The organism is Paenirhizobium cremeum, assembly GCF_047553425.1.
In the GTDB taxonomy this organism is placed as follows: Bacteria; Pseudomonadota; Alphaproteobacteria; order Rhizobiales; family Rhizobiaceae; genus Allorhizobium; species Allorhizobium cremeum.
Genome location: NZ_CP180217.1, coordinates 3434053 through 3456366, shown reverse-complemented (window position 1 = coordinate 3456366; position 22314 = coordinate 3434053). Strand labels below are relative to the sequence as shown.

The 22314-nt window shown below is 61.1% G+C and carries 27 protein-coding genes; 17 read left to right on the top strand and 10 right to left on the bottom strand.

Annotation, left to right across the window (positions count from 1 at the left end; all coding sequences use genetic code 11):
* Positions 1-16: 16 nt before the first annotated feature.
* Positions 17-298, bottom strand: a complete 282-nt coding sequence (locus ACLBKR_RS16770) for a BolA family protein (RefSeq protein ID WP_113338222.1) — start codon at positions 296-298, stop codon at positions 17-19.
* A gap of 107 nt (positions 299-405) precedes the next feature.
* On the opposite strand from ACLBKR_RS16770, the gene ACLBKR_RS16765 reads away from it, so the two are divergent.
* The 4 genes from ACLBKR_RS16765 (at position 406) to ACLBKR_RS16750 (ending at position 5036) form a co-directional block, all read left to right on the top strand.
* The gene (locus ACLBKR_RS16765) at positions 406-1032 is read left to right on the top strand and encodes a J domain-containing protein (protein ID WP_113486171.1); all 627 of its coding nucleotides are present in this window, start codon (positions 406-408) and stop codon (positions 1030-1032) included.
* A 66-nt stretch (positions 1033-1098) separates the two neighbouring features.
* Positions 1099-2091 carry a cobaltochelatase subunit CobS gene (gene cobS / locus ACLBKR_RS16760; RefSeq protein ID WP_112830367.1) on the top strand — a complete coding sequence of 331 codons (993 nt, stop codon included), beginning with the start codon at positions 1099-1101 and terminating at the stop codon, positions 2089-2091.
* A 13-nt stretch (positions 2092-2104) separates the two neighbouring features.
* Positions 2105-4009, top strand: coding sequence for a cobaltochelatase subunit CobT (gene cobT, locus ACLBKR_RS16755; RefSeq protein WP_113338224.1), 1905 nt, complete (start codon positions 2105-2107; stop codon positions 4007-4009).
* Positions 3999-5036, top strand: coding sequence for an esterase-like activity of phytase family protein (locus ACLBKR_RS16750; protein WP_414899729.1), 1038 nt, complete (start codon positions 3999-4001; stop codon positions 5034-5036). The genes cobT and ACLBKR_RS16750 overlap by 11 nt, the downstream gene beginning before the upstream one ends.
* Positions 5037-5061: 25 nt before the next feature.
* Here ACLBKR_RS16750 and ACLBKR_RS16745 read toward each other — a convergent pair whose 3' ends face one another.
* Positions 5062-5697 (bottom strand): queuosine precursor transporter, encoded by a 636-nt coding sequence (locus ACLBKR_RS16745; protein ID WP_113486169.1) that lies wholly within the window; start codon positions 5695-5697, stop codon positions 5062-5064.
* Positions 5698-5801: 104 nt separating this feature from the next.
* Complete coding sequence (gene rpmB, locus ACLBKR_RS16740) at positions 5802-6092, bottom strand: 50S ribosomal protein L28 (RefSeq protein ID WP_112830364.1); 291 nt, start codon at positions 6090-6092, stop codon at positions 5802-5804.
* A gap of 240 nt (positions 6093-6332) precedes the next feature.
* Here rpmB and ACLBKR_RS16735 point away from each other — a divergent pair, with 240 nt between their 5' ends.
* The 3 genes from ACLBKR_RS16735 to ACLBKR_RS16725 are packed head-to-tail and all read left to right on the top strand — an operon-like array spanning position 6333 to position 8682.
* Positions 6333-7097, top strand: a complete 765-nt coding sequence (locus tag ACLBKR_RS16735; protein WP_113486167.1) for a DUF3108 domain-containing protein — start codon at positions 6333-6335, stop codon at positions 7095-7097.
* Positions 7098-7137: 40 nt separating this feature from the next.
* Positions 7138-8025 carry an EamA family transporter gene (locus ACLBKR_RS16730; protein ID WP_113486165.1) on the top strand — a complete coding sequence of 296 codons (888 nt, stop codon included), beginning with the start codon at positions 7138-7140 and terminating at the stop codon, positions 8023-8025.
* A 30-nt stretch (positions 8026-8055) separates the two neighbouring features.
* Positions 8056-8682, top strand: coding sequence for a lysoplasmalogenase family protein (locus ACLBKR_RS16725; protein ID WP_113486163.1), 627 nt, complete (start codon positions 8056-8058; stop codon positions 8680-8682).
* Between the two features lie 4 nt (positions 8683-8686).
* On the opposite strand, the gene ACLBKR_RS16720 is transcribed toward ACLBKR_RS16725, so the two are convergent.
* A complete protein-coding gene (locus ACLBKR_RS16720; protein ID WP_113443077.1) occupies positions 8687-9112 on the bottom strand; it encodes a cupin domain-containing protein in 426 nt (141 codons plus the stop codon).
* A complete protein-coding gene (gene gloB, locus ACLBKR_RS16715; protein ID WP_113486161.1) occupies positions 9112-9882 on the bottom strand; it encodes a hydroxyacylglutathione hydrolase in 771 nt (256 codons plus the stop codon). The genes ACLBKR_RS16720 and gloB overlap by 1 nt, the downstream gene beginning before the upstream one ends.
* Positions 9883-9966: 84 nt before the next feature.
* On the opposite strand from gloB, the gene ACLBKR_RS16710 reads away from it, so the two are divergent.
* The 3 genes from ACLBKR_RS16710 (at position 9967) to ACLBKR_RS16700 (ending at position 12864) form a co-directional block, all read left to right on the top strand.
* Positions 9967-10716: a class I SAM-dependent methyltransferase gene (locus ACLBKR_RS16710; protein ID WP_113443076.1), complete on the top strand. Its 750-nt coding sequence runs from the start codon at positions 9967-9969 to the stop codon at positions 10714-10716.
* 112 nt (positions 10717-10828) lie between these two features.
* Positions 10829-11935, top strand: a complete 1107-nt coding sequence (gene hisC, locus ACLBKR_RS16705) for a histidinol-phosphate transaminase (RefSeq protein ID WP_113338231.1) — start codon at positions 10829-10831, stop codon at positions 11933-11935.
* The gene (locus tag ACLBKR_RS16700) at positions 11935-12864 is read left to right on the top strand and encodes a prephenate/arogenate dehydrogenase family protein (RefSeq protein ID WP_113486159.1); all 930 of its coding nucleotides are present in this window, start codon (positions 11935-11937) and stop codon (positions 12862-12864) included. The genes hisC and ACLBKR_RS16700 overlap by 1 nt, the downstream gene beginning before the upstream one ends.
* 11 nt (positions 12865-12875) lie before the next feature.
* Here ACLBKR_RS16700 and ACLBKR_RS16695 read toward each other — a convergent pair whose 3' ends face one another.
* Complete coding sequence (locus ACLBKR_RS16695; RefSeq protein WP_113486157.1) at positions 12876-13889, bottom strand: DUF2125 domain-containing protein; 1014 nt, start codon at positions 13887-13889, stop codon at positions 12876-12878.
* A gap of 52 nt (positions 13890-13941) precedes the next feature.
* On the opposite strand from ACLBKR_RS16695, the gene ACLBKR_RS16690 reads away from it, so the two are divergent.
* Positions 13942-14481: a gamma-glutamylcyclotransferase gene (locus tag ACLBKR_RS16690; protein WP_113447391.1), complete on the top strand. Its 540-nt coding sequence runs from the start codon at positions 13942-13944 to the stop codon at positions 14479-14481.
* A 15-nt stretch (positions 14482-14496) separates the two neighbouring features.
* Here the strand turns inward: ACLBKR_RS16690 and ACLBKR_RS16685 are convergent, their stop codons facing one another.
* From ACLBKR_RS16685 to ACLBKR_RS16675, 3 genes are all read right to left on the bottom strand, one after another.
* Positions 14497-14856 carry a response regulator gene (locus tag ACLBKR_RS16685; RefSeq protein ID WP_112830353.1) on the bottom strand — a complete coding sequence of 120 codons (360 nt, stop codon included), beginning with the start codon at positions 14854-14856 and terminating at the stop codon, positions 14497-14499.
* Between the two features lie 169 nt (positions 14857-15025).
* Positions 15026-15568, bottom strand: coding sequence for a hypoxanthine phosphoribosyltransferase (gene hpt / locus ACLBKR_RS16680; RefSeq protein WP_112830352.1), 543 nt, complete (start codon positions 15566-15568; stop codon positions 15026-15028).
* Positions 15569-15636: 68 nt separating this feature from the next.
* Positions 15637-16320: a hypothetical protein gene (locus tag ACLBKR_RS16675; protein ID WP_113447390.1), complete on the bottom strand. Its 684-nt coding sequence runs from the start codon at positions 16318-16320 to the stop codon at positions 15637-15639.
* 228 nt (positions 16321-16548) lie between these two features.
* Here ACLBKR_RS16675 and ftsE point away from each other — a divergent pair, with 228 nt between their 5' ends.
* From ftsE to ACLBKR_RS16655, 4 genes are all read left to right on the top strand, one after another.
* Entirely contained in the window at positions 16549-17208 is a 660-nt protein-coding gene (ftsE, locus tag ACLBKR_RS16670) for a cell division ATP-binding protein FtsE (protein ID WP_162708311.1), read from the top strand.
* Between the two features lie 55 nt (positions 17209-17263).
* Positions 17264-18214, top strand: a complete 951-nt coding sequence (locus ACLBKR_RS16665) for a cell division protein FtsX (protein ID WP_414901809.1) — start codon at positions 17264-17266, stop codon at positions 18212-18214.
* A 92-nt stretch (positions 18215-18306) separates the two neighbouring features.
* Complete coding sequence (locus tag ACLBKR_RS16660) at positions 18307-19014, top strand: YdcF family protein (RefSeq protein ID WP_414899720.1); 708 nt, start codon at positions 18307-18309, stop codon at positions 19012-19014.
* 84 nt (positions 19015-19098) lie between these two features.
* Positions 19099-19887 carry a lysophospholipid acyltransferase family protein gene (locus ACLBKR_RS16655; RefSeq protein ID WP_113486155.1) on the top strand — a complete coding sequence of 263 codons (789 nt, stop codon included), beginning with the start codon at positions 19099-19101 and terminating at the stop codon, positions 19885-19887.
* A 33-nt stretch (positions 19888-19920) separates the two neighbouring features.
* On the opposite strand, the gene tlpA is transcribed toward ACLBKR_RS16655, so the two are convergent.
* Positions 19921-20583, bottom strand: coding sequence for a thiol:disulfide interchange protein TlpA (gene tlpA / locus ACLBKR_RS16650; RefSeq protein ID WP_113486307.1), 663 nt, complete (start codon positions 20581-20583; stop codon positions 19921-19923).
* Positions 20584-20607: 24 nt separating this feature from the next.
* Here tlpA and argH point away from each other — a divergent pair, with 24 nt between their 5' ends.
* Both argH and lptM read left to right on the top strand, forming a co-directional pair.
* Positions 20608-22011 carry an argininosuccinate lyase gene (argH, locus tag ACLBKR_RS16645; protein ID WP_113486153.1) on the top strand — a complete coding sequence of 468 codons (1404 nt, stop codon included), beginning with the start codon at positions 20608-20610 and terminating at the stop codon, positions 22009-22011.
* A gap of 92 nt (positions 22012-22103) precedes the next feature.
* Positions 22104-22310 (top strand): LPS translocon maturation chaperone LptM, encoded by a 207-nt coding sequence (gene lptM, locus ACLBKR_RS16640; protein WP_244710691.1) that lies wholly within the window; start codon positions 22104-22106, stop codon positions 22308-22310.
* Positions 22311-22314 lie beyond the last annotated feature (4 nt).

Here is a 22314-nt window from a genome sequence, read left to right as displayed (position 1 = left end):
ACGGATCGCCTTGCGGCTACCAGCGGGTTTCCTCGCCCGGTGCGGCGGGCTCTATCGCCAGCGCATGCAGGCCGGCGTCGAGTTCCGGCTGAAGCAGCGCGGTGATCGCCCGGTGGCGGGCGAGCCTCGGCATGCCACTGAAAGCGGCCGCCACGATCCTGACCCGCATGTGGGTTTCGCCCGTGCCTGTGATGTCCGGCTGGTGACCGGCGTGATGGGCGCTTTCATCAATCACGAGAAGCCGCTCAGGCGAAAAGGCCGCGCGCAGTTTCGCCTCAATTGTGGTGCGTATGGACATGCTTTCCCGCCCTGCTTCGGCAGCCCCCGAAAAAGCCCCCAGAAAGCTCCCAACATTCGCGTTTGTCAATTCTTGTCGTCATTTGCCGGAGGCACCATAATCACCGGATGAAACTCGATTCAAAATATTTCGATCGGATCCGGACGCGTCGTAAAAAGGCGCCGGAAGCCGAGTCGGCACCTGCGACCTGTCAGTGGGACGGTTGCGACAAGCCGGGCGTGCATCGCGCGCCGGTTGGTCGCAACGCCGAGGGGCAGTTTTTTCTGTTCTGCTTCGAGCATGTGAAGGAATACAATAAGGGCTATAATTATTTCTCCGGCCTCTCCGACGGCGAGATCGCGCGCTACCAGAAGGAAGCGATTACCGGTCATCGTCCGACCTGGACGGTTGGCGTCAACAAGGCTGCGCGTTCGAGCCCGCTTCACTCGACCGCGCGGTCGGGTTCCGCGGCCTCCCAGGCACGCCTGAAGGACCCTTTCGGTTTCGTGCAGCAGAGCCGCGGCAATGGGCCGCGCTTCCAACCGCAGCTGCGGAAACTGAAGAGTCTGGAGGCCAAGGCCTTCGACACGCTGGGGCTTTCCGGCAATTCTTCTGCCGCGGAGATCAAGAGCCGTTACAAGGAGCTTGTAAAAAAACACCATCCTGACGCAAATGGCGGAGACCGAGGCTCGGAAGAGCGCTTTCGCGCTGTTATTCAAGCGTATCAATTGTTAAAGCAGGTTGGTTTCTGTTAATCCGAAGCTTGGGCAAGAAGCTTCATTTTATGCGGCCGGCTCCGGGGCGTCCGGCATGGAGAGACGATGAGCAAAATTGAACTTGATATTTCCAATCTCCCCGACACGACTGTGTCGGTTCGCGAGGTTTTTGGCATCGACACCGACCTGCGCGTGCCGGCCTACAGCAAGGGAGATGCCTATGTGCCGGATCTCGACCCCGATTATCTGTTCGACCGCGAAACCACGCTCGCCATTCTTGCCGGCTTCGCCCATAATCGCCGCGTGATGGTTTCCGGTTTCCACGGAACCGGTAAGTCTACCCATATCGAACAGGTTGCCGCCCGTCTGAACTGGCCGTGCGTGCGCGTCAACCTCGACAGCCATGTCAGCCGTATCGACCTCGTCGGCAAGGACGCCATCGTTCTCAAGGACGGCAAGCAGATCACCGAGTTCAAGGACGGCATCCTGCCCTGGGCCTATCAGCACAATGTTGCGCTCGTGTTCGACGAATACGATGCCGGACGTCCGGACGTGATGTTCGTGATCCAGCGCGTGCTGGAATCGTCCGGACGCCTGACGCTTCTCGACCAGAGCCGCGTCATCCGGCCTCATCCGGCCTTCCGCCTGTTCGCGACCGCCAACACCGTCGGTCTCGGCGACACCACCGGCCTCTATCACGGCACGCAGCAGATTAACCAGGCGCAAATGGACCGCTGGTCGATCGTGACCACGCTGAACTATCTGCCGCACGACAAGGAAGTCGATATCGTTCTCGCCAAGGTGAAGAGCTTTGCGGGCAACGATGCCGGCCGTGACACCGTTTCGCGCATGGTCCGTCTGGCGGATCTGACGCGCGCAGCCTTCATGAACGGCGACCTTTCGACGGTCATGAGCCCGCGTACCGTCATCACCTGGGCCGAGAATGCCGAGATCTTCGGCGATGTCGCCTTCGCCTTCCGCGTGACCTTCCTCAATAAGTGCGACGAACTCGAGCGTACGCTGGTGGCCGAGCAGTACCAGCGCGCCTTCGGTGTCGAACTCAAGGAGAGCGCCGCCAATATCGTTGTAGGCGCATAAGAAGGCGATCGAAATGGCAGGTCGCGGCGACAATGTGAACGCGAAGCCCGGTGCGGGCGTCGATACCGAGCCGATGCGGAGGGCGATAACTGGCTGCGTGCGGTCGGTTGCCGGCAGTCCCGAGGTTGAAGTGGTGTTCGCCAATGAGCGGCCCGGCCTTGCCGGCGAGCGCGTGCGCCTGCCGGAGCTTTCCAAGCGACCGACGGCTCATGAGCTTGCCGTGACCCGCGGTCTCGGCGATTCCATGGCGCTTCGCATTGCCTGCCATGACCAGAAGGTGCATGCCGCCCTGGCGCCGCAGGGTGCGGATGCCCGCGCCGTTTTCGATGCGGTGGAGCAGGCGCGGGTTGAATCGATCGGAGCGCTCAGAATGAGCGGTATGGCCGCCAATATGAGCGCGATGAATTCGGAAAAATACGCCAAGGCGAATTTCTCCGGCATCAGCCGGCAGGAGGATGCTCCGATCCAGGAGGCCGTCGCGATGCTGGTCCGCGAGCAGCTCACGGGAGAAAAGCCCCCGGCCAGCGCCGGCAAGGTGCTTGATCTATGGCGTCCTTTCATCATGGAGAAGGCGGGCTCCAGCCTCAATGAACTGAAAGACGCGATCGACGATCAGCAGGCCTTCGCCAAGGTTATCAGACATATGCTCTCGGCCATGGAAATGGCGGAGGATGTCGGCGAGGACCAAGAGGAAGGCGACGAAGACCAGTCGACCGACGAGGATCAACCGCGCAGCAACGAAGAAGAACAGGAAAACGCCGAAGAAGAGGCCGGTTCGGAATCCGCTCCCGCCGAGGAAAGCGAAGCCTCGCAGGAGCAGATGGAAGACGGCGAGATGGACGGCGCCGAAATCTCCGACGACGACATGTCGGACGAGGGCGATGACGATTCCGAAACGCCCGGCGAAATGCGCCGGCCGGCCAGTCCCTTCGACGATTTCAACGAGAAGGTCGATTACCGGATCTACACCCAGGAATTCGACGAGGTCATCACGGCGGAAGAGCTTTGCGACGAAGCCGAACTTGATCGTCTCCGATCCTTCCTCGACAAGCAGCTCGCACATCTGCAGGGTGCCGTGGGACGCCTGGCGAACAGGCTTCAGCGTCGTCTGATGGCGCAGCAGAACCGTTCCTGGGACTTCGACCTGGAAGAAGGCTATCTCGATACCGCCCGCCTGACCCGTCTGGTGATCGATCCGATGCAGCCTCTGTCCTTCAAGCGGGAGCGCGACACCAAGTTCCGCGACACGGTCGTGACGCTGGTGATCGACAATTCCGGTTCGATGCGCGGCCGGCCGATCACGGTTGCGGCCACCTGCGCCGATATTCTTGCCCGCACGCTTGAGCGTTGCGGCGTCAAGGTCGAGATCCTCGGCTTCACGACAAAGGCCTGGAAGGGCGGTCAGTCGAGGGAGAAGTGGCTGGCGAGCGGCAAGCCCGCGACGCCCGGTCGCCTCAACGACCTGCGCCATATCGTCTACAAGTCCGCCGATGCTCCGTGGCGGCGCGCCCGCCGCAATCTCGGTCTGATGATGCGCGAGGGTCTGCTCAAGGAGAACATAGACGGCGAGGCCTTGATGTGGGCGCACGGCAGGCTGATGGCGCGGCAGGAGCAGCGCAAGATCCTGATGATGATCTCGGATGGCGCGCCGGTCGACGATTCGACGCTGTCGGTCAATCCGGGCAATTATCTGGAGCGCCACCTGCGCGCCGTGATCGAACAGATCGAGACGCGTTCGCCGATCGAACTGCTTGCCATCGGGATCGGGCACGATGTGACGCGCTACTATCGCAAGGCTGTGACCATCGTCGACGCAGACGAGTTGGCGGGTGCGATGACCGAACAGCTTGCTGCACTTTTCGAGGACCAGAGCGAGAGCGGCGGCAAGCGCGGCGGTCGCACGCGCCGTGCTGGCTGACCGCGTGGGGGCTGGAGGATTGCGGTCTGGACGGCTGCTTGCGGCTGCGCTGATCGGTATTTCCGTTGCGTGGGGTGATGTGGGCGCTGCGGGCGAGATTGTTGCCGCACCCATGGACGCCCGGCCGATCACCTCTTTCCTGCCTGGCTCCGGCGACACCCGTTTCGGTGCGTTTGAATTTTTGGGCGGGCTCGAGCTTTCCTCCTCCGAACGGCTCTTCGGGGCATGGTCGTCGATCAGGTTGACCGATGACGGGCGGAAATTCATCGGTGTTCTCGATACCGGTCACTGGCTGACGGGTTCGATCAAGCGAGACCCATCCGGTCGTCTCGCTGGTCTGGATGATGTGACGATTGCGCCGATGCTGGATGCCGCCGGCCGCAGTTCGGCGCCGAAGCGCACTGTCGATGCGGAGAGCCTTGCCCTGCGCGGCGATGAAGCCTTCGTGGGTTTCGAGCAGGTGCATCGCGTCACGGGCTATTCTCCGCTTTCGACCATTGAGACCGCGCGGCCGTTCCTGCGGGCACTGCCCTTGCCATTTCCGGCAGGCAGATTGCGCGGCAACGGTGGGATCGAGACGCTGGCTGTCGCCTCCCAGGACGGGCCGCTGAAGGGCGGTCTCGTGGCAATTGCCGAGAAGAGCGTCGACAGCGACGGCAACCTCTTTGCCGGTATTCTCGACGGTCCCCTGAAAGGCGGTTTTCGCGTGGTGCCTCACGATGGCTTCGACGTGACCGACGGGGATTTTCTGCCCGATGGCGACATGCTGCTGCTGGAACGCCGGTTCACCATTGCCACGGGCGTTGCAATGCGCTTGCGCCGGATCGAGGCCGCAAGCCTCAAGCCCGGTGCCGTCGTTGACGGCGAGATCATTCTCGAGGCCAACGGTTCCGCAGAGATCGATAATATGGAGGGGTTGGACACCTTTGTCGCTGCAGACGGATCCACCCATGTCATCCTGGTTTCGGACGACAATCATTCGATCCTGCAGCGGACGGTGATGCTGGAATTCCGGCTCGTGGACTGACGAGCCGGAACAATCGATGGAGAAATCAGGCGGAGCGGGCCGGAGCCATGGGCTTCAGCACGTTCATCAGGGCTCCATAAGGCAGAAGCATGAAGAGGCCGACAAGTATCTTCACGCACAGGTCACCCAGCGCCCAGGAGATCCAGCGCGGAGCCTCGGTGGAGAAGATACCGAGGATCGGAGCCGATGCGATGGCAAAATCGTCGTTGGGGCCGATCATCGAGAAAATGGGAGCAAAGGACAGCGAAAAGAAGATCGCGGTGTCCAGGGCCGAGCCGATGAGCGAGCCCATCAGCGGCGCCTTCCACCAGTCAAGCCGGCGCAGGCGATTGAACACGGAGATGTCGAGCAGCTGGCCGGCCAGATAGGCGGAGCCGGATGCAATCGCGATGCGGGGCTGCGAGGTGACGAAGGAGAGGACGACGCCCACCACAAAGCCCATGAAAACCACCTTGCGAGCGGTCGAGGGGCCGAACTGGCGGTTGGTCAGATCTGTAATCAGGAAGGCGATCGGATAGGTGAAGGCACCGTAGGTCAGGAGATCGCCGAGATTGATGCCTGCGAATTCGCCAGAAAGCGGATACTGGACGAGAATGTTGGATGCGACCACCACGGCCGTCATCAGCAGGCTGTAAACGAAAATAGCACGTGTCATCTGCATTTTTTTATCCTGGGTGATGCCACCAGTTGGAGGGACAAAGGAAAAGGCCTGCCGATGAACCCGGTCAAGCCTTCATGCCTTTGATAGCGATGTGGTGCAGAAGCTTATGCGGCTTCTGCGGTCTTCTTGACGATCTGGCGGCGCAGAAGGCGCGCGCGCATCGACAGTTCGTTTTCGTTCGCCTTCAGCAGGAAGGCATCAAGGCCACCGCGATGCTCGACGGAGCGGAGGGCGGCAGCGGAAACGCGCAGGCGGAAACGCTGGCCAAGTGCATCCGAGATCAGCGTGACGTCACACAGGTTCGGCAGGAACTTGCGCTTGGTCTTGTTGTTCGCGTGGCTCACATTGTTGCCCGACTGGACGCCCTTGCCGGTCAATTCGCAACTGCGGGACATGGTACACCTATTTTTCTTTGCCAATGCACTGCTTCCGGACAACAGCCGGTCAAGCAATCCAACGGCGCTTGATTGGAAAGTTGCGGTTCTATAGTCAGACTGGCCGGCCACGTCAAGCCAAAGCTTGGATTTTCCTTCACGCGCGGGCCATTTCCGCTATGTTCTTGCCACAGTCCGGTTGAAGGATAAAGCTCGAAGCGATTTGCCGAATGCGCTTTTTCGAACCCGGGGGTCCCAATCTTGCGTTTCTCCAGCCTTGCTTTTGCTGTTGCGGTGTCGGTTGCCACATCTGCGGCCGGGCAGGATATTCGCTACCGGACGGACTACAGCGTTTCGCTCGGTGCGCTGCCGATCGCCAGGGCTTCGTTCCTGACGGAGGTGAACAACGAGAACTACAAGATTTCGGCCAATTTCCGCTCGTCCGGGCTCATTGACATCATTTCCCGGATTTCCGCAGAGAGCACCGTTTCCGGTCTCCTGAGCGGCCAGCGCATGCAGGCGCAGCATTATCGGCTGGTCTATCAGACGGGTAAGAAGACCAGCGTCTATGACGTCAGCTACCAGAACGGCAATGTTACGAAGACCGTGGTCGAACCGCCGCCCAAGCCACGTTCTGCAAGCTGGATCGCCGTGACCGACGAAGACCTCAAATCGGTATTCGATCCGATCACTGGGCTTATTGTTCCCGATGGCGAAGCCGTCTGCCCGCGGACGCTGCCGATCTATGACGGCGAGAGCCGGATGGATCTCATCATGACGCCGAAGGGGACGCGCAGCTTTACCGCCGGAGACGTGGAAGGAGAGGCTGTCGTCTGCGGTATTCGGTATGTCCCGAAGTCCGGCTTTCGCAAGGGACGCAAGGATATCGAATATCTTCGCAGCGTGACCGGCATGGAAATCTGGTTTGCCAAGACGGCACAGCTGAAGGTATACGCTCCGGTCTACGCGCGCGTGCCGACGCGCATGGGCACTCTGTATGTAACCGCCGTCAAGTTCGACGGCTGACGACGCGGGAACGCCTCTATTCCCGCAATGGGGGATAAAGGTGAAGATCAGGTCGACGCTTATCGGGTTCACGGCCATTCTCATGTGGTCGTTTCTGGCGCTGCTGACGGCCGCCTCGGGCAAGATGCCGCCCTTCCAGCTTTCGGCGGTCACCTTTGCGATCGGCAGCCTGCCTGGCATCATAACCTTCATCCTCCGGCCCGAGCGGATCCGGGAGCTACGGCAACCCGCCAGGGTCTGGCTCACCGGCGTGATCGGGCTTTTCGGCTACCATTTCCTTTATTTCACCGCGCTCAGAAACGCTCCGGCCGTCGAGGCCGGGCTGATCGCCTATCTATGGCCGCTGCTGATCGTTGTGGGTTCAGCGCTGCTGCCGGGTGAAAAGCTGCGCTGGTATCACGTCCTCGGCGCGATGGCCGGTCTTGCCGGCACGGTGCTGATCGTTGCTAAGAACGGCATCTCCTTCGACGCTGCGTATGGCTTCGGTTATTTTGCCGCTTTTCTCTGCGCTTTCACCTGGTCGGCCTATTCGCTGATGACGCGGCGTTTCGAAGCCGCTTCGACGGATGTCGTCACGGGCTTCTGCCTCGCGACCTCGCTCCTTTCGCTCGTCTGCCATCTGGGGTTGGAGACGACCGTGTGGCCGGAATCGGCTTCTCAATGGATCGCCGTGGTCGGCCTCGGCCTCTTCCCCGTCGGTCTTGCCTTCTACGCCTGGGATTACGGCGTGAAAAACGGCGATATCCAGATCCTCGGAGCGTCTTCCTACGCGGCACCGCTGCTCTCGACGCTGATCCTCACGCTCTTCGGTTTTGCGGAGCCGAGCCTCAGGATCGGCCTTGCCTGCCTGTTGATTACGGGCGGAGCCATGCTCGCCGCCCGGGATATGATCCGTCGGCGTCAGCCTGAAGTGGAAGTGGAGGCTTGACGGTTCTGCGCCGCATGCCAAAGTGCCGGCATGACGATATTTTACCTCGCCGTATTATTGGGCATTGCCTATTTCGCGATATTGCCGCGCCCGGAAAGCCATTTCCGGACGGTGGCGAAAACCCTGCCGATCGTTTTTCTTTGTGTTTTTGCGGCTCTTTCCGGCGCATGGGCGCTTGTCGTTGCCGCGTTGGCGTTGAGCGCCGTTGGCGACGCCCTGATTTCCCGCAGCGGTGAGCTTGCCTTCAAGCTCGGTCTCTGGGCCTTCCTCATCGTTCTCTTGATCTATGCCACGGTTTTCTATCAGGCAGGCGATGCCGATATCTTTATGGCCGCTCCGTGGCGGTGGACCGGGGCCGCCGCTTTGCTGGTTGCCGGAATTTTCCTGCTGCGCATTCTCTGGAAGCCGACGGGACCATTGGCACCTGCCATTGCCTCCTATATCGCCGCGATGCTGGCGATGGGCCTGATGTCCTTGACCATGCCGTCGCCCTTCGTCTTCATCGGGGCTGTGGCGTTCCTGATTTCGGATGCCCTGATCGCGCTCGAGACTTTCCTGTTGAAAGATGAGGGCCAGAAGAAGATAGCAAGCTATGCTGTCTGGGCGTTTTATTTTCTCGCCCAGTGCATCCTGACCCTCTCGCTGGTGTATCTCTAGTCGATCAGATGCCTGTCGGTTTCCAGCCTGGCGGAGCCATCTCGAAGGATGCGTATTCGAATCCCGGCGCGACGGTGCAGCCGACAAGCGTGAAGTCGCCGAGGCTTTCGGCGGCCTGCCAGCCGCCGGCTGGTATAACGGCCTGTGGTCTGGCGCCGCCGGCAAGGTCCGGCCCAAGCACGAGGGTTTCAACGGTGCTACCATCCGGCGAGCAATGCAGTGCCAGCGGCGCGCCGGCATAATAGTGCCAGATCTCGACGGCGTCCTTCACGCGATGCCAGTGGGACCGCTCGCCCTCCTGGAGCAGATAGTAGATGGCGGTGGAGTGTCCGCGCGGCGCGCCTGCGGGATCGCGAAAGGTCTCGACGAACCAGCCGCCTTCCGGATGGCGCTGCATGCCGAGCGTTTCAATGATTTCTTCCGCCCGCATCAGAAATTGTCCTTGCGCTTGCGGATCTCGGCGAAGACTTCCTCGTTGGTTCGTCCTTCCATCAGCAGGTTCCGGCGAATGGCCGGGTCTTCCGCCCGCAGGAAGGGGTTGGTTTCCTTCTCGAGGCCGATGGTGGTCGGTATGGTGAACTCGCCCTTCTGCCGTTTCTCCTCGATTTCGGCGGCGCGGCTCACCAGTCGCGCATTGTCCGGATCGATGGTCAGGGCGAAGCGGGCGTTGGAGAGCGTATATTCGTGCCCGAAATATACGGCGGTTTCGTCCGGCAACGCCGCCAGTTTCTGCAGCGAATGCCACATGTCGGACGCGGGCCGTTCGAAAAGACGTCCGCAACCGAGCGCAAACAGCGTATCGGCGGCAAACAGGATCTTGCTGTCAGGCAGGTGGTAACAGATGTGGCCGGCGGTGTGACCGGGCGTTTCGATCACTCGAACCGTCCTTGATCCGAAGGTGAAGCTGTCGCCGTCGCCGACGGCGCGATCGAGCCCCGGTATGGCTATTGCCTCGTTGCGGGGGCCGATGATCTCGCAGCCGAAATGCTCTTTCAGCGCCAGATTCGCCTCGACGTGATCGCCGTGATGATGCGTGATGAAGATGTGGGTGATCGACCAGCCGCGCCGCTTTGCCGCGGCAAGAATAGGCTCCAGTTCCGGCGCGTCGATCGAGGCGGTGACGCCGGATTCCTCGCAATGGATAAGAACGCCGAAATTGTCGCTCCGGCAGAGAAAGACTTCGATGTCGAGGGGTTTCATCAGACCTCAGTTCCTTCCTGATGGTTCGCCGGAATGTAGCGTGTTCGGTCTTGAAGTCCAATCGCTGGCTGCTATCAATGAGGCATGCACGTCGATATCGTCGATCTTCGCCAGTTCTACCATTCCATGCTGGGGCGCGTGGCGGAGCATTCGATTGCCATGGCTCTTTCATCGCTCTGGGCGCGTATGCCGGAGGAGCGGTTGGTCGGTCTCGGCTATGCCGTTCCTTTTCTCGACCGCTTCAGGGCCGATACCGAGCGGACCTTCGCCTTCATGCCCGCGGGGCAGGGGGCGGTGAACTGGCCGGTCGGAGAACCCTCTGCCACGGCGCTGGTGTTCGAAGAGGAATTGCCGCTGCCAGATGCCTCGATCGACCGGGTGCTGATGGTGCATTCGCTGGAATTTACGGAAAACCCGCGTGAGACGCTGAAGGAGATCTGGCGCATCCTTGCACCCGGTGGCCGGCTGGTGATCGTGGTGCCCAACCGGCGTGGCGTCTGGGCGCGGATGGAGCATACGCCCTTCGGCTCCGGGCGGCCGTATTCGCGCGGGCAGCTCACCACCCTGCTCAGGGAAACCAATTTCACGCCGGGCGCAAGCGCAGAGGCATTGTTCTTCCCGCCGTCGAAGATCCGGGCGGTGCTGAGGCTCAGGAGCGGATTCGAGCGGATCGGGCGCATGCTCTGGCCGGCCTTTTCCGGTGTTATCGTGGTCGAGGCCCAGAAACGTCTCTATCAGGGGCTGCCGGTCGCGGCCCGCGCTTCTCGCCGGGTTTTCGTGCCGGTTATCGCGCCGCATGGCGTGCCGACCACGCGGCAGGCGGTCAGGCGCTGAGAGCCGTCGGTTTTCTGCCCGAAGTCTCGACAAATCCGGTGTTCCGCTTTATTGGCTTTCGCCGACATGACCGGGTCTTCACCCGGATTTTTCGAGACAGAAAGCCAGTTTGATGAGCATCGAAGTGATGAAGCCGACACCGCGCCCGGGTATTCTCGACATTGCTGCCTATGTGCCGGGCAAGGAGCATGCACCGGGTGTCGCCCGCGTCTTCAAGCTGTCGTCCAACGAGTCGCCGCTTGGCCCGAGCCCCAAGGCGATCGGCGCTTTCCAGCAGAGTGCAGGCCATCTCGAAATGTATCCCGACGGACAGGCGCTGGCGCTCCGCGAGGCGATTGCCGATGTCCACGGCCTCAACATGCACAATATTCTGTGCGGCAACGGTTCCGATGAGCTTCTGGGCTTGCTCTGCCACGTCTACCTTGGCGCCGGCGACGAGGGCATCATCACCGAGCACGGCTTCCTAGTCTACAAGATCCAGATCATGGCCGCGGGTGCCACCCCCGTCGTGGTGAAGGAGAAGGATTGCACCGTCGACGTCGATGCGATCCTTGCGGCCGTCACCGAGAAGACGAAGATCGTCTTCCTGGCCAATCCGGGCAATCCGACGGGCACTTACGTGCCGGCAAGCGAAATCCGCCGTCTGCATGCCGGACTGCCGGGCAATGTCATTCTCGTGCTCGATGCCGCCTATGCCGAATATGTGCGTCGTAACGATTACGAGGCCGGCGTCGAACTGGTATCGAGCAATCGCAACGTCGTCATGACCCGGACCTTTTCCAAGGTCTACGGTCTGGCTGCGCTGCGTATCGGCTGGGTCTACGGGCCGTCCGAAATTCTCGATGCCCTCAATCGCGTGCGCGGTCCCTTCAACCTCAACGCGCCTGCCATCGCTGCCGGTGCCGCCGCCATCCGCGACCAGGAATTCGTCGGCAAGGCCGTCGAGCACAATCTCGTCTGGATCGAAAAGGTCACCGAAGCGCTGATCGGGCTCGGTCTGAAGGTCACTCCTTCCGTTGCCAACTTCGTTTTAGTGCATTTTCCCGATGTCGACGGCAAGCGCGCGCCGGAGGCCGATGAGTTCCTGACCAGCCGCGGTTACATCCTGCGGGCGGTGCGCGGCTATGGCTTCGCCAACTCGCTTCGCATGACGATCGGCAGTGCCGAGGCCAATCTCGGCGTGATCGAGACGCTTACCGAATTCATGGGACGCGCGTGATGCCGGAACCCATGTTCGACCGTATCGCGCTGATCGGTATCGGCCTTATCGGCTCTTCAATCGCCCGTGATGTAAAGGAACTCGGATTGGCTCGCGAGGTGGTGGTCTCGACGCGCAGCGCCGATACGCTGAAGCGGGCCGAGGAACTGGAACTCGGCACATCCTATTCACCGTCGGCTGCGGACGCCGTCGAGGGCGCCGATCTGGTGATCGTTTCCGTGCCTGTCGGAGCTTCCGAGGCTGTGGCGAAACAGATTGCTCCGCGCCTGAAGCCGGGCGCGATCATCACCGACGTCGGCTCCACCAAGGCTTCCGTCATCGCTCAGATGGCGCCGCATATGCCGGAAAACGTGCATTTCATTCCCGGCCATCCGCTGGCAGGTACGGAAAAATCCGGTCCCGATGCCGGTTTCATCGGCCTCTTCAAGGGTCGCTGGTGCATCTTCACACCGCTGCCGGGGACGGATGCCGAAGCTCTGTCGCAGCTCAAGGCTTTCTGGGAAGCGCTCGGCTCCCGGGTGGACGAGATGGACCCTCAACACCACGACAAGGTGCTGGCTATCGTTTCCCATTTGCCGCACATCATCGCCTACAACATCGTCGGCACTGCCGATGATCTCGAAACGGTGACGGAATCGGAAGTCATCAAATATTCGGCCTCGGGCTTCCGCGATTTCACCCGCCTTGCCGCTTCCGATCCGACCATGTGGCGCGACGTCTGCCTGCACAACAAGGACGCCATCCTTGAAATGCTGGCTCGGTTTTCGGAGGACCTCGCCTATCTGCAGCGGGCGATCCGCTGGGGCGAGGGTGACAAGTTGTTCGAACTCTTCACCCGCACACGCGCGGTTCGCCGTTCGATCATCGAGGCCGGCCAGGACGTCGACGTTCCGGATTTCGGTCGTCACGCCCTCGACAAGAAACCCTGATTTGCGGACCCTCAGATCGGCGGCAGGACGCCGATCGGGATAAAGCCACCGAGTATGATGACGCCGTTTTCGATCTTCAGGTCGACACCGCCGTTCTGCTTGCCGGAGAACAGCGCCTTCAGGATCTTCGTGCCACTTTTGATGTTGTCAGCGGCATCGGGAAAAGCTGTGACAAGGGTATCTTTCCAGCCGTCTATTCCTTCCATCTCGAGGCGGAGCTTGCCGGAAATCTGACCGTCCGTGCCGACCGAAAAAGGCCCGTTCGCGGTCAGGACGCGGCCCTCACCGAGATCGATGGCGATGCGGCGGACCTCGCCGCTGCTGCCGTACAATCCCTCTCCCCGGTCGCCCTGCATGTCGAGATATTTCGCCTTGCCGGCGAGGGTCAGGTCCACAGTCGTCGAAACCGGCGGCATGACCGGCGCTCCGCCTGCCAAGCGGAAAATCCCGTTGCGGACGAGGAGAGCGATATCGAGGTCGTCGCCGTTGCGGCGGGCATGGGCTTCGAGATGTTCGGAAGCGGTATCGAAAGTCTGGCCGGTGGTCATCGCGGTCAGGGTCGCTTTTGCGCCTGTTGCTTCCAGCGAGGTGCGATCGACTCCCGACAGACCGGAGTCGACGCTTGATCGCAGGGCCTGCCATTGCAGCGCGGCGGAGAAGCCGAGGGCGGAACGCACCTCGCCCGGACCGTCGAGCTCCCAGACGACATGGCCCGGCGCGTAGATCTGGGCAGCCGAACGCAACGCGCCGAACGAGGCCGAAAGGCCATGGAAGCGGTCGTCCAGACCCACCCGGGAGCAGAAAAGTCCGATGCGGAAGGGAAAGCCGCGAACAGCCGTGTCATCGCAACTGATGTTGACTTCCGCCGGATTTTCGCCGCCGAAGAAGGCGAGAAGGCTCTTCTGCAGCGAATTGGCCGCGAAGAACCACGCCCCGCAATAGACGGCGATGGCGAGCAGGATGAGGATGCCGAGACGCATAATCTTGCGGCTTATGGCACTTGTCCCGGGCTTGTTCGTTGCCATCCGGCGCTCCGATCGTAAAATGGTTGTTCGGCAAACGGGAATGACTTGCGATATGGACGAATTTTGGGTGTTTGGCTACGGATCGTTGATGTGGAATCCGGGCTTTCCCTTTGAAGAGCGGGTTCAGGCGCGGCTGATGGGATATCGCCGCTCGCTCTGCGTGCGTTCATGGGTGCATCGGGGTACCGAACAGCAGCCGGGACTGGTGCTCGGCCTTGACCGGGGCGGATCGTGCAGGGGTGTGGCCTTCAAGGTTTCCGATGCCAACCGGGACGAGACTCTCGACTATCTCAGGCAGCGCGAACTCGTCACGCACGTCTATATCGAGCGGCTTCTGCCGCTGAAACTCGATGACGGCCGCATCGTCAAGGCTGTGACCTATGTCGTAGACCGGGCGCATCATCAGTACGGCGGCGGCGTCACGGTCGGCGAGGCTGCTCGGATCGTCAACGCGGCTGTCGGTCAATCCGGACCCAATCCCGTTTATGTCGCCAATACGGTCGCTCATCTGAGAGAGATGGGTATCCGCGACCATTGGCTTGAGGCCGTGGTCGCGGAGATTGCAAAGCTTGAGGGTGTCGGCGTGGAATAGGTGTTGTGAAACGCTTCAGCCTGCCAGGGCGCGTGCGACGGCCGCGCGAATATCCGGCAGGGCGAAGGGCTTGGAGACGACGTCGATGATCTTTGCGGCGAGGTCGTCGGCGCGTTCGCGCTGCTCGGCATAGCCGGTCATCAGCAGGATTTTGAGGTCAGGGAAGGATGAAGCAGCACGGTGCGCCAGTTCTATCCCGTCCATGACGGGCATGCGGATATCTGAAAGCAGGAGATCGAAGGATTTTTCCGAGAGGCGCTCCAGGCCTTCGGCGCCATCGGCCGCCTCATAGGTTTCGTGGCCGTCGAGGCGCAACGCCCGGGCCACGAAGGACCGCAGCGAATCTTCATCTTCGGTAATCAGGATTCTCGCCATGATCGAACTTGCGCTCCCGTCTTGTCTGTGCGCCCCGGGAGGCAAATCATCATGCTTTCCTTTTCGATCGGTAAACACCGCAGGCAGCGGCCGTGCCCATGGTTAACAAGTGCTCTTTGTCATCCGGCAAGAGTTGGCCTCCCGCCGATGCTCCGAACCCTGAAAGGCCCTAAGCGTCACCGGTGACGACACCCACGAAGGGCAACTCGCGGAAGGCGTAGGCTACGTCCATGCCATAACCCACGACGAAATAGTCTGGGCATTCGAAGCCCACATAGTCGGCCTCGAAGACTTCCTTGCGCTTGACTTTCTTGTCGAGCAGTACGGCTATGGTCACGCTTTTCGCGCCGCGTTCATACATCAGGTTCTTGGCGAAGAGCAGCGTGCGTCCGGATTCCAGGATGTCGTCGATCAGGAGGACGTTGCGACCGCTGACATCGCTGTCGATGTCCTTGATGATCTTCACGCCCTGGGACACCGTGCCGGTGCCGTAGCTCGACAAGGTGATGAATTCGACTTCTGGAGCGAGGCCGACGTCGTGCAGGGCGCGGATCAGGTCGGCGGCGAAAATGAAGGAGCCCTTGAGGACCGAAATGACGAGGAGATCATCGCAGGGGCCGCTGGCAATCTCGGCGGCCAGCGCATGGTTGCGCTCGGCGATCTGCTCTGCAGTATAGAGCGGTTCGATATTCTTTCCGCGGACGACGGGCATGGATGCACTCCTTCAGCACAGCGGCCTCATGCTGCTGGCGGCCGCGGGAAGGTTGGCGGATAGCACAGTCAGGAGCGTGAGGCATCCGCTTCTTCGAAGGAAAGCCGCAATTCCGGCAATTTTCCACCGGGATGCTGCAGCCGTGCCGAGATTCCGCGGCTATGTCCGGCGTCAAGTTCATTCACCGGACTGTCGATATAGGTGCTGGCAATCACCTGGCCGCCGGAGATGAGATCCGCACGCAGCTTCGGGACGAGCGTGCGGTCTCCACTCCGATTCTCGACGATCGCATTGACGAGCAGAACACGCATGCCGTTGGCGTCCTGCGGCGTCAGGCTGATATGGGTGATGTCCAGTGGGCCGGAAGGCGGCGCCGCATTCTTCGCAGTGCCGCCGGCAAAGACGCTGGCAGCGGCAAACATCAGGGCGAAGGACGCGGAAACGACAACCGCGAAGGTTTTCTCGGAGAGCCGCTGCAGCGCCTGTTCGCTCCAGTGCAGAGGGGCGGCAAGGACGTTTGTCCAGTGGTTGAGAGGGGGCGCGGAGGTGAAGCGATGGATTGAACGGTGGCTGTTGTTGCCCCCGTTCGTGCCTGGCGACCGGGAGACGGCCTCGCGGACGACCACGAAATGGGCATCGACAATGTCCTCATCGACGCGGATCGGCCAAGCGTGCTGGTGGCGGCGGCGTTCGGGCGGCAAAAGGTCGATGACCGGCTCGTCGGGAACTCGTCGGGATCTCGCTGCGCTCATGGACCGGAGCCTTCCTTGAACCGCCCTTCCAGGAGCCTCTCCTCAAAGCGTCTGGGGGTGGACAAAACTGGGGCATTGAAACAATTTATCCCCAGTCGTAAATTTAAATGGTTAATGCTTCGAAAAGATCCGGCGGAGAGAGCCGTTCTTTGACCCGTGTTTACCGGCCGTTAACGTGTGGCGTTAACATGTGGCCGGTCGTTAGATCCGTCAGACTGGGCCCGTCGGTTGATCCATTTCGAAAATGTCGGTTTGCGCTACGGAATGGGACCGGAGATCCTCCGCGACCTGACCTTCGACATTCCGAAGCGCTCGTTTCAGTTCCTCACCGGCCCTTCCGGGGCGGGCAAGACGACCCTGTTGCGCCTGCTTTTCATGTCGCTTCAGCCGACGCGCGGACTGATCCGCAGCTTTGGCCGGGACATCACCCGGATTCCACGCAGTGAGTTGCCGATGTTGCGCCGGCGGGTGGGAATCGTGTTCCAGGATTTCCAGCTTCTCGACCACCTGACGACCTATGAGAACGTGGCGCTGCCGCTTCGCGTGCGAGGCAAGGATGAGAACAGTTACCGCAAGGACGTACTGGAACTCCTGAAATGGGTAGGACTCGGCGAGCGCATCAACGTCTTGCCGCCGGTTCTGTCCGGTGGCGAGAAGCAGCGTGTGGCGATCGCCAGGGCGCTGATCGACCGGCCGGAAATCCTGCTTGCCGACGAACCGACCGGCAATGTCGATCCGCCGATGGCGCGTCGATTGCTCAGCCTTTTCCTCGAACTCAACCGTCTCGGAACCGCCGTTGTCATCGCCACCCATGACTTGGCGCTGATGGATCAGGTGGATGCGCGGCGGATGATCCTTACCGACGGGCGGCTCGACATCTATGAGTGATATCGATCAGCCTTCCCGCCGGAAGAATGGGGGCCAGACTCCGCGCCGCATCGAGATGAGCGTGCGCCCGACCGCGCCCATCCTGCCGCCCTCCAATATCCAGGGCAATGCCTTGATGGTGGTGATCGCGATCATGGCCTTCCTCGCCTGCCTGACGCTCGGCGCGGTCAGCATGGTGCGCGCGACCGCCGCAGGCTGGCAGAGCCAGATCTCACGGGAAATCACCATCCAGATCAAGCCGGACGACAATCTCGACATGGAGAAGACGCTGGCAAGGGCGCGTGACCTGGCGCTCACCTTCGTCGGCACCAAGGATGGCCGGATCATGGACGATGCAGCGACTGCGCGGCTCCTGGAGCCCTGGCTCGGCACGGGTCTGGACATCAACGAACTGCCGGTGCCGCGCCTCATCATCATTACCATCGACGAGACTCATCCGCCCGATTTCGCGGCCATGCGGGATCTCCTGAAGGCCGAGGTGCCGCAGGCCTTCCTCGACGATCATCGTACCTGGGTCGACAGGCTCGTGCAGATGGCGCGCACCACTGTGCTGATCGGTTCGGGCATTCTCGTCCTTGTGTTTACCGCCATGGTCCTGACCGTGGTCTTTGCCACCCGTGGAGCGCTTTCCGGAAACAGGCATATCATCGAGGTGCTGCATTTCGTCGGCGCGGAAGGCTCGTTCGTTGCCCAGGAGTTCCAGAAGCATTTCCTCAAGATCAGCCTCAAGGGGGCAGCTGCCGGCGGCATTCTCGCCGCCGCGCTGTTTGCGGCTGCCGGCTTCTGGCAGAGCCGCTCGCTTGCCACGCCCGAAAGCGATCAGGCGACCGCATTGTTCGGCACGTTTTCGATCGGCTATCTCGGCTATCTCGGTATTTTTGCCACGATGATCGTGATCGCGCTTCTGACGACCGTGACAGCGCGCATAACCGTTATGAGAACCATTTACGAAATCGATCTTGTCAGGTCGGATCCTGCGCGCACGGACGGCCTGCTCAAGGCTTGAGCGCTTGAGCCGAAAGCCTGTTGAATTGCCACAAAGCCGCCTGTTCCGTGTGTGAAAAGCGCGCTATTCACAAACCCATGTCGATGGACCGAATGATACGGAAGAAAGCGTCCAGAGAAGAGTTGTCGCTGCGTCCGGCGGGCGGCATTCTCTCGCGTCATGGGCGTTTGCGCCGTTTTCTCCACTATGCCGGACTGGTGCTGATCTTTGCCTGCGCGCTCGTGCTGGCGGGTTTTCTGCGTTTTGCCGATGCCGTAACCACGTTCACGCCGCCGCTCGATGCGAAGGCGGACGCGATCGTCGTGCTGACGGGAGGCTACCAGCGGATAGACCAGGCGATCGAATTGCTTCGCAAGGGCATGGGAAGGCGGCTTCTGATTTCCGGTGTGCATCCGACGACCACACCCGCACAGATCCGCAAGGTGACCCAGAGTTCGCCCGACCTTTTCGAATGCTGCATCGATGTCGGCTATGAGGCGATGGACACCATCGGCAACGCCAACGAGACATCGCGGTGGATCCACGATCGCGGTTATTCGTCCGTGCTTGTCGTCACTAGCAATTATCATATGCCGCGCAGCTTGATGGAACTGCGCCGCATCGATCCGTCGACCACCTTCATTCCCTATCCCGTCGTGATTTCGGACCTGAAGACGACGGCCTGGTATGCGGAACCCAATCTGCTGAGAACGCTGCTTTCCGAATACGGCAAGACGCTTGTCGCCTATGCCCGCGGCGTCATCGGCTGGGGTGTGGGTGAGGGGCTGCGGTCGAAGGGGCATCTTGCCAAGGTGGAATGATCTTCCGTGAAAGGTCAGCGTTCGGCTTTTGCTTTCCGGGATTTTGAGATAGGGACGTGCGAGCCCGCCCACGGATAACGCCCCATGACCACCCTGCGTTCGATCTTCTTCAACACGGTTTTCTATGCCAACCTCATTCTGCGCATGATCGTGCTGTCGCCGGTCTATTTCCTGATGCCGCGCAAGAAAGCCTTCTCCATTCCGAAGAACTGGGCGCTTTCCTGCCATTGGCTGATGGAGAGGATCGTCGGCACGACCTTCGAGATCAAGGGGCTGGAGAACATTCCGAAGGGCGGCTATATCCTCGCACCGAAGCACCAGTCTTTCTGGGATACTTTCGCGCTGCTGCCCTGGCTCGACGACCCCGTCTACATTTTGAAGCGGGAACTGATGTGGATACCGCTGTTCGGCTGGTACGCGAAGAAACAGCGGATGATCCCGGTTGATCGCGGCGCGCGCGGCAAGGTGATGGCTGCGGTCATGGAACGCGCCAAGCAGGAAATGCGCAACGGCCGCCAGCTCATCATCTATCCGGAGGGTACGCGTCGCCCGCCGGGAGCCGAGCCGCTATACAAATACGGCATTGCCCGCATCTATCGCGACCTGCAGGTTCCGGTAGTCCCGGTCGCGATGCATCCCGGCATCTTCTGGCCGCGGCGCAAGTTCATGCGCTATCCCGGTCATTTCAAGGTCCGGATCCTGCCGCCGATCGAACCGGGCCTCGATCCGGACGCGTTCTTTGCAACGCTGATCGCTCAACTCGAAAAGGCAAGCGATGAACTGTTGCTGGAAACAGTTCGCGACAATCCGCATGTGCCGTTGCCGCCGACGGCGCTCAAGCGGCTCGCGGAGTTGAAGAACGCTTCTTCCTGACGGGTATTCCTGTGCCGGCCCGATCTGCGATGGTCATGCGCCCGTCGCGGCACGGACCAGCTTTGCCGCATCCTCGCTGTCCCAGGCCGCGGGGCCGTTCATCGAGCCAAGCAGGCAGCCTTTCGCATCAATGAGCAGCGTCACAGGAAGACCGAATGCCAGGCCTTCCTTCTTCATCTCGTTGAAGACACCCATGCTGGAGTCGCGGTAGAGGCCGAGCGCATTCACGCCGATCTCGCTGAGAAATTTCTTCGGTTTTTCAGCACTTCCTGTGTCGATGTTGATCGCAAGCACCTGAAACTTGTCGTTGCCCTCCGCCTTCTGCAGAGCGTCGAGTGCCGGCATTTCCTCGCGGCAGGGCACGCACCAGGTGGCCCAGAGATTGAGCAGCACCGTCTTGCCCGAGAAGTCGGCAAGCGTCACGTCCTTGTCCGATGCATCCTTGAAGGAGAGACCGTCGATCTCGCGGGGGGGGCTTGCCGCCACCATTGCGGCGACCTGTCCAGTCGTAAAGGACTTCAATGCCTCGGCCTTCTGGACGGTGCCCTGGCACTGCGCGGTTTCGGCTGCGACCTCGCCATTGCCAGACATGGTCTGCTTCACGTATACCGCTGCCGCGCCGGCGAGAATACCGGCGACCGCCGCAATCGCAACCAGCTTGGCGGAAGGAAGTCCGAGCGGTCTTTTTTCTGTCATTGCAGTCTCCAGGATGGGCATCGCATGGCCGAGGACACCAACAACACGAAATCCTCCAACCAGATGTGGGGCGGACGCTTCGCTTCCGGACCTGCGGCCATCATGGAGGAGATAAATGCCTCCATCGGTTTCGACAAGAAGCTTTATGCCCAGGATATCCGCGGCTCAATCGCGCATGCGACCATGCTGGCGCATCAAGGCATCATATCGGCGGACGACAAAGACAAGATCGTTCACGGCCTGAACACGATCCTGTTAGAGATCGAAGCCGGCCAGTTCGTATTTTCGCGTAAGCTCGAGGACATTCACATGAATGTCGAGGCGCGTCTTGCGGAAATGATCGGCCCCGCAGCGGGCCGCCTTCATACGGCCCGCTCGCGCAACGACCAGGTGGCGCTCGATTTTCGCATGTGGGTCAAGGAGGAACTGCAGAAGGTCGAAGTCGCCCTGACCTCGCTCATTGCAGCCTTCCTCGATCGCGCCGAGGAGCATGCCGACACGGTCATGCCCGGCTTCACTCACCTTCAGACCGCGCAACCGGTGACCTTCGGCCATCACTGCATGGCCTATGTCGAGATGTTTGGACGGGATCGGCAGCGCGTGCGCCATGCCATCGAACACATGGACGAAAGCCCGATCGGGGCCGCGGCTCTTGCCGGCACCGGCTTTGCCATCGACCGCCACATGACGGCGAAGGCGCTCGGCTTCCGCGAGCCGACCCGCAACTCGATCGACACCGTGTCGGATCGGGACTTCGCGCTCGAATTCCTGTCGATCGCCTCGATCTGCGCTACTCATCTGTCCCGGCTTGCCGAGGAGATCGTCATCTGGTCTACGCCGCAATTCGGCTTCGTACGTCTGTCCGACGCTTTCTCCACGGGCTCGTCGATCATGCCGCAGAAGAAGAATCCGGATGCAGCCGAACTGGTGCGTGCCAAGACCGGCCGCATCAACGGATCGCTGATCGCGCTCCTGACGGTGATGAAGGGCCTGCCGCTCGCCTATTCCAAGGACATGCAGGAAGACAAGGAACAGGTCTTCGACGCCGCAGAAAGCCTCGAACTGGCGATCGCCGCGATGACTGGCATGATCCGTGACCTGACGGTGCGCGCCGACCGGATGAAGGCCGCCGCCGGCTCCGGTTATTCGACCGCGACCGATCTTGCCGACTGGCTGGTGCGGGAAGCGGGCCTCCCCTTCCGTGAGGCCCATCATGTCACTGGTCGTGCGGTGGCGCTCGCCGAACAGAAGGGTTGCGATCTCGCGGAGCTTTCGCTTGAGGACCTGCAGTCGATCAACCCGGCCATCACCGCCGGCATCTTCGACGTCCTGACGGTCGAGGCCTCCGTTGCTAGCCGGAAGAGCTATGGCGGCACGGCTCCATCCGAAGTGAAGAAGCAGATCGCCTGGTGGCGCGCCCGCAACTGATCACATTCGTTTGCAGGCGTATCACGAGATTGAGGGTGCACAAGCCCAGAGATTTTCGCTACAGGCTATAGGAAGATGTTCCGGTGGATAAGATGATGGTGAAAACGCTACGACGCTCAATAGTCGCCGCTGGCCTGCTTGTAACGGCTGCTCTCGTGCTTTCCGGCTGTGGCCGCAAGGCCGATCTCGATCCGCCGAGCATGCCGGCTGACCAGCAGAACGTACGCACGACCGGTGGCAAGCCGCAGGCTGCTCCGGCAAAGCCGGACGATCCGTTCATCCTCGATCCTCTTCTCTGACAGG

Excerpts from the sequence above, each read along its gene's own strand:
- ACLBKR_RS16770 (WP_113338222.1), bottom strand. The coding sequence starts at position 298 with ATGTCCATACGCACCACAATTGAGGCGAAACTGCGCGCGGCCTTTTCG.
- ACLBKR_RS16765 (WP_113486171.1), top strand. The coding sequence starts at position 406 with ATGAAACTCGATTCAAAATATTTCGATCGGATCCGGACGCGTCGTAAA.
- cobS (WP_112830367.1), top strand. The coding sequence starts at position 1,099 with ATGAGCAAAATTGAACTTGATATTTCCAATCTCCCCGACACGACTGTG.
- cobT (WP_113338224.1), top strand. The coding sequence starts at position 2,105 with ATGGCAGGTCGCGGCGACAATGTGAACGCGAAGCCCGGTGCGGGCGTC.
- ACLBKR_RS16745 (WP_113486169.1), bottom strand. The coding sequence starts at position 5,697 with ATGCAGATGACACGTGCTATTTTCGTTTACAGCCTGCTGATGACGGCC.
- rpmB (WP_112830364.1), bottom strand. The coding sequence starts at position 6,092 with ATGTCCCGCAGTTGCGAATTGACCGGCAAGGGCGTCCAGTCGGGCAAC.
- ACLBKR_RS16725 (WP_113486163.1), top strand. The coding sequence starts at position 8,056 with ATGACGATATTTTACCTCGCCGTATTATTGGGCATTGCCTATTTCGCG.
- ACLBKR_RS16720 (WP_113443077.1), bottom strand. The coding sequence starts at position 9,112 with ATGCGGGCGGAAGAAATCATTGAAACGCTCGGCATGCAGCGCCATCCG.
- gloB (WP_113486161.1), bottom strand. The coding sequence starts at position 9,882 with ATGAAACCCCTCGACATCGAAGTCTTTCTCTGCCGGAGCGACAATTTC.
- ACLBKR_RS16710 (WP_113443076.1), top strand. The coding sequence starts at position 9,967 with ATGCACGTCGATATCGTCGATCTTCGCCAGTTCTACCATTCCATGCTG.
- hisC (WP_113338231.1), top strand. The coding sequence starts at position 10,829 with ATGAGCATCGAAGTGATGAAGCCGACACCGCGCCCGGGTATTCTCGAC.
- ACLBKR_RS16700 (WP_113486159.1), top strand. The coding sequence starts at position 11,935 with ATGCCGGAACCCATGTTCGACCGTATCGCGCTGATCGGTATCGGCCTT.
- ACLBKR_RS16695 (WP_113486157.1), bottom strand. The coding sequence starts at position 13,889 with ATGGCAACGAACAAGCCCGGGACAAGTGCCATAAGCCGCAAGATTATG.
- ACLBKR_RS16690 (WP_113447391.1), top strand. The coding sequence starts at position 13,942 with ATGGACGAATTTTGGGTGTTTGGCTACGGATCGTTGATGTGGAATCCG.
- ACLBKR_RS16685 (WP_112830353.1), bottom strand. The coding sequence starts at position 14,856 with ATGGCGAGAATCCTGATTACCGAAGATGAAGATTCGCTGCGGTCCTTC.
- hpt (WP_112830352.1), bottom strand. The coding sequence starts at position 15,568 with ATGCCCGTCGTCCGCGGAAAGAATATCGAACCGCTCTATACTGCAGAG.
- ACLBKR_RS16675 (WP_113447390.1), bottom strand. The coding sequence starts at position 16,320 with ATGAGCGCAGCGAGATCCCGACGAGTTCCCGACGAGCCGGTCATCGAC.
- ACLBKR_RS16665 (WP_414901809.1), top strand. The coding sequence starts at position 17,264 with ATGAGCGTGCGCCCGACCGCGCCCATCCTGCCGCCCTCCAATATCCAG.
- ACLBKR_RS16660 (WP_414899720.1), top strand. The coding sequence starts at position 18,307 with ATGATACGGAAGAAAGCGTCCAGAGAAGAGTTGTCGCTGCGTCCGGCG.
- ACLBKR_RS16655 (WP_113486155.1), top strand. The coding sequence starts at position 19,099 with ATGACCACCCTGCGTTCGATCTTCTTCAACACGGTTTTCTATGCCAAC.
- tlpA (WP_113486307.1), bottom strand. The coding sequence starts at position 20,583 with ATGACAGAAAAAAGACCGCTCGGACTTCCTTCCGCCAAGCTGGTTGCG.
- argH (WP_113486153.1), top strand. The coding sequence starts at position 20,608 with ATGGCCGAGGACACCAACAACACGAAATCCTCCAACCAGATGTGGGGC.
- lptM (WP_244710691.1), top strand. The coding sequence starts at position 22,104 with ATGATGGTGAAAACGCTACGACGCTCAATAGTCGCCGCTGGCCTGCTT.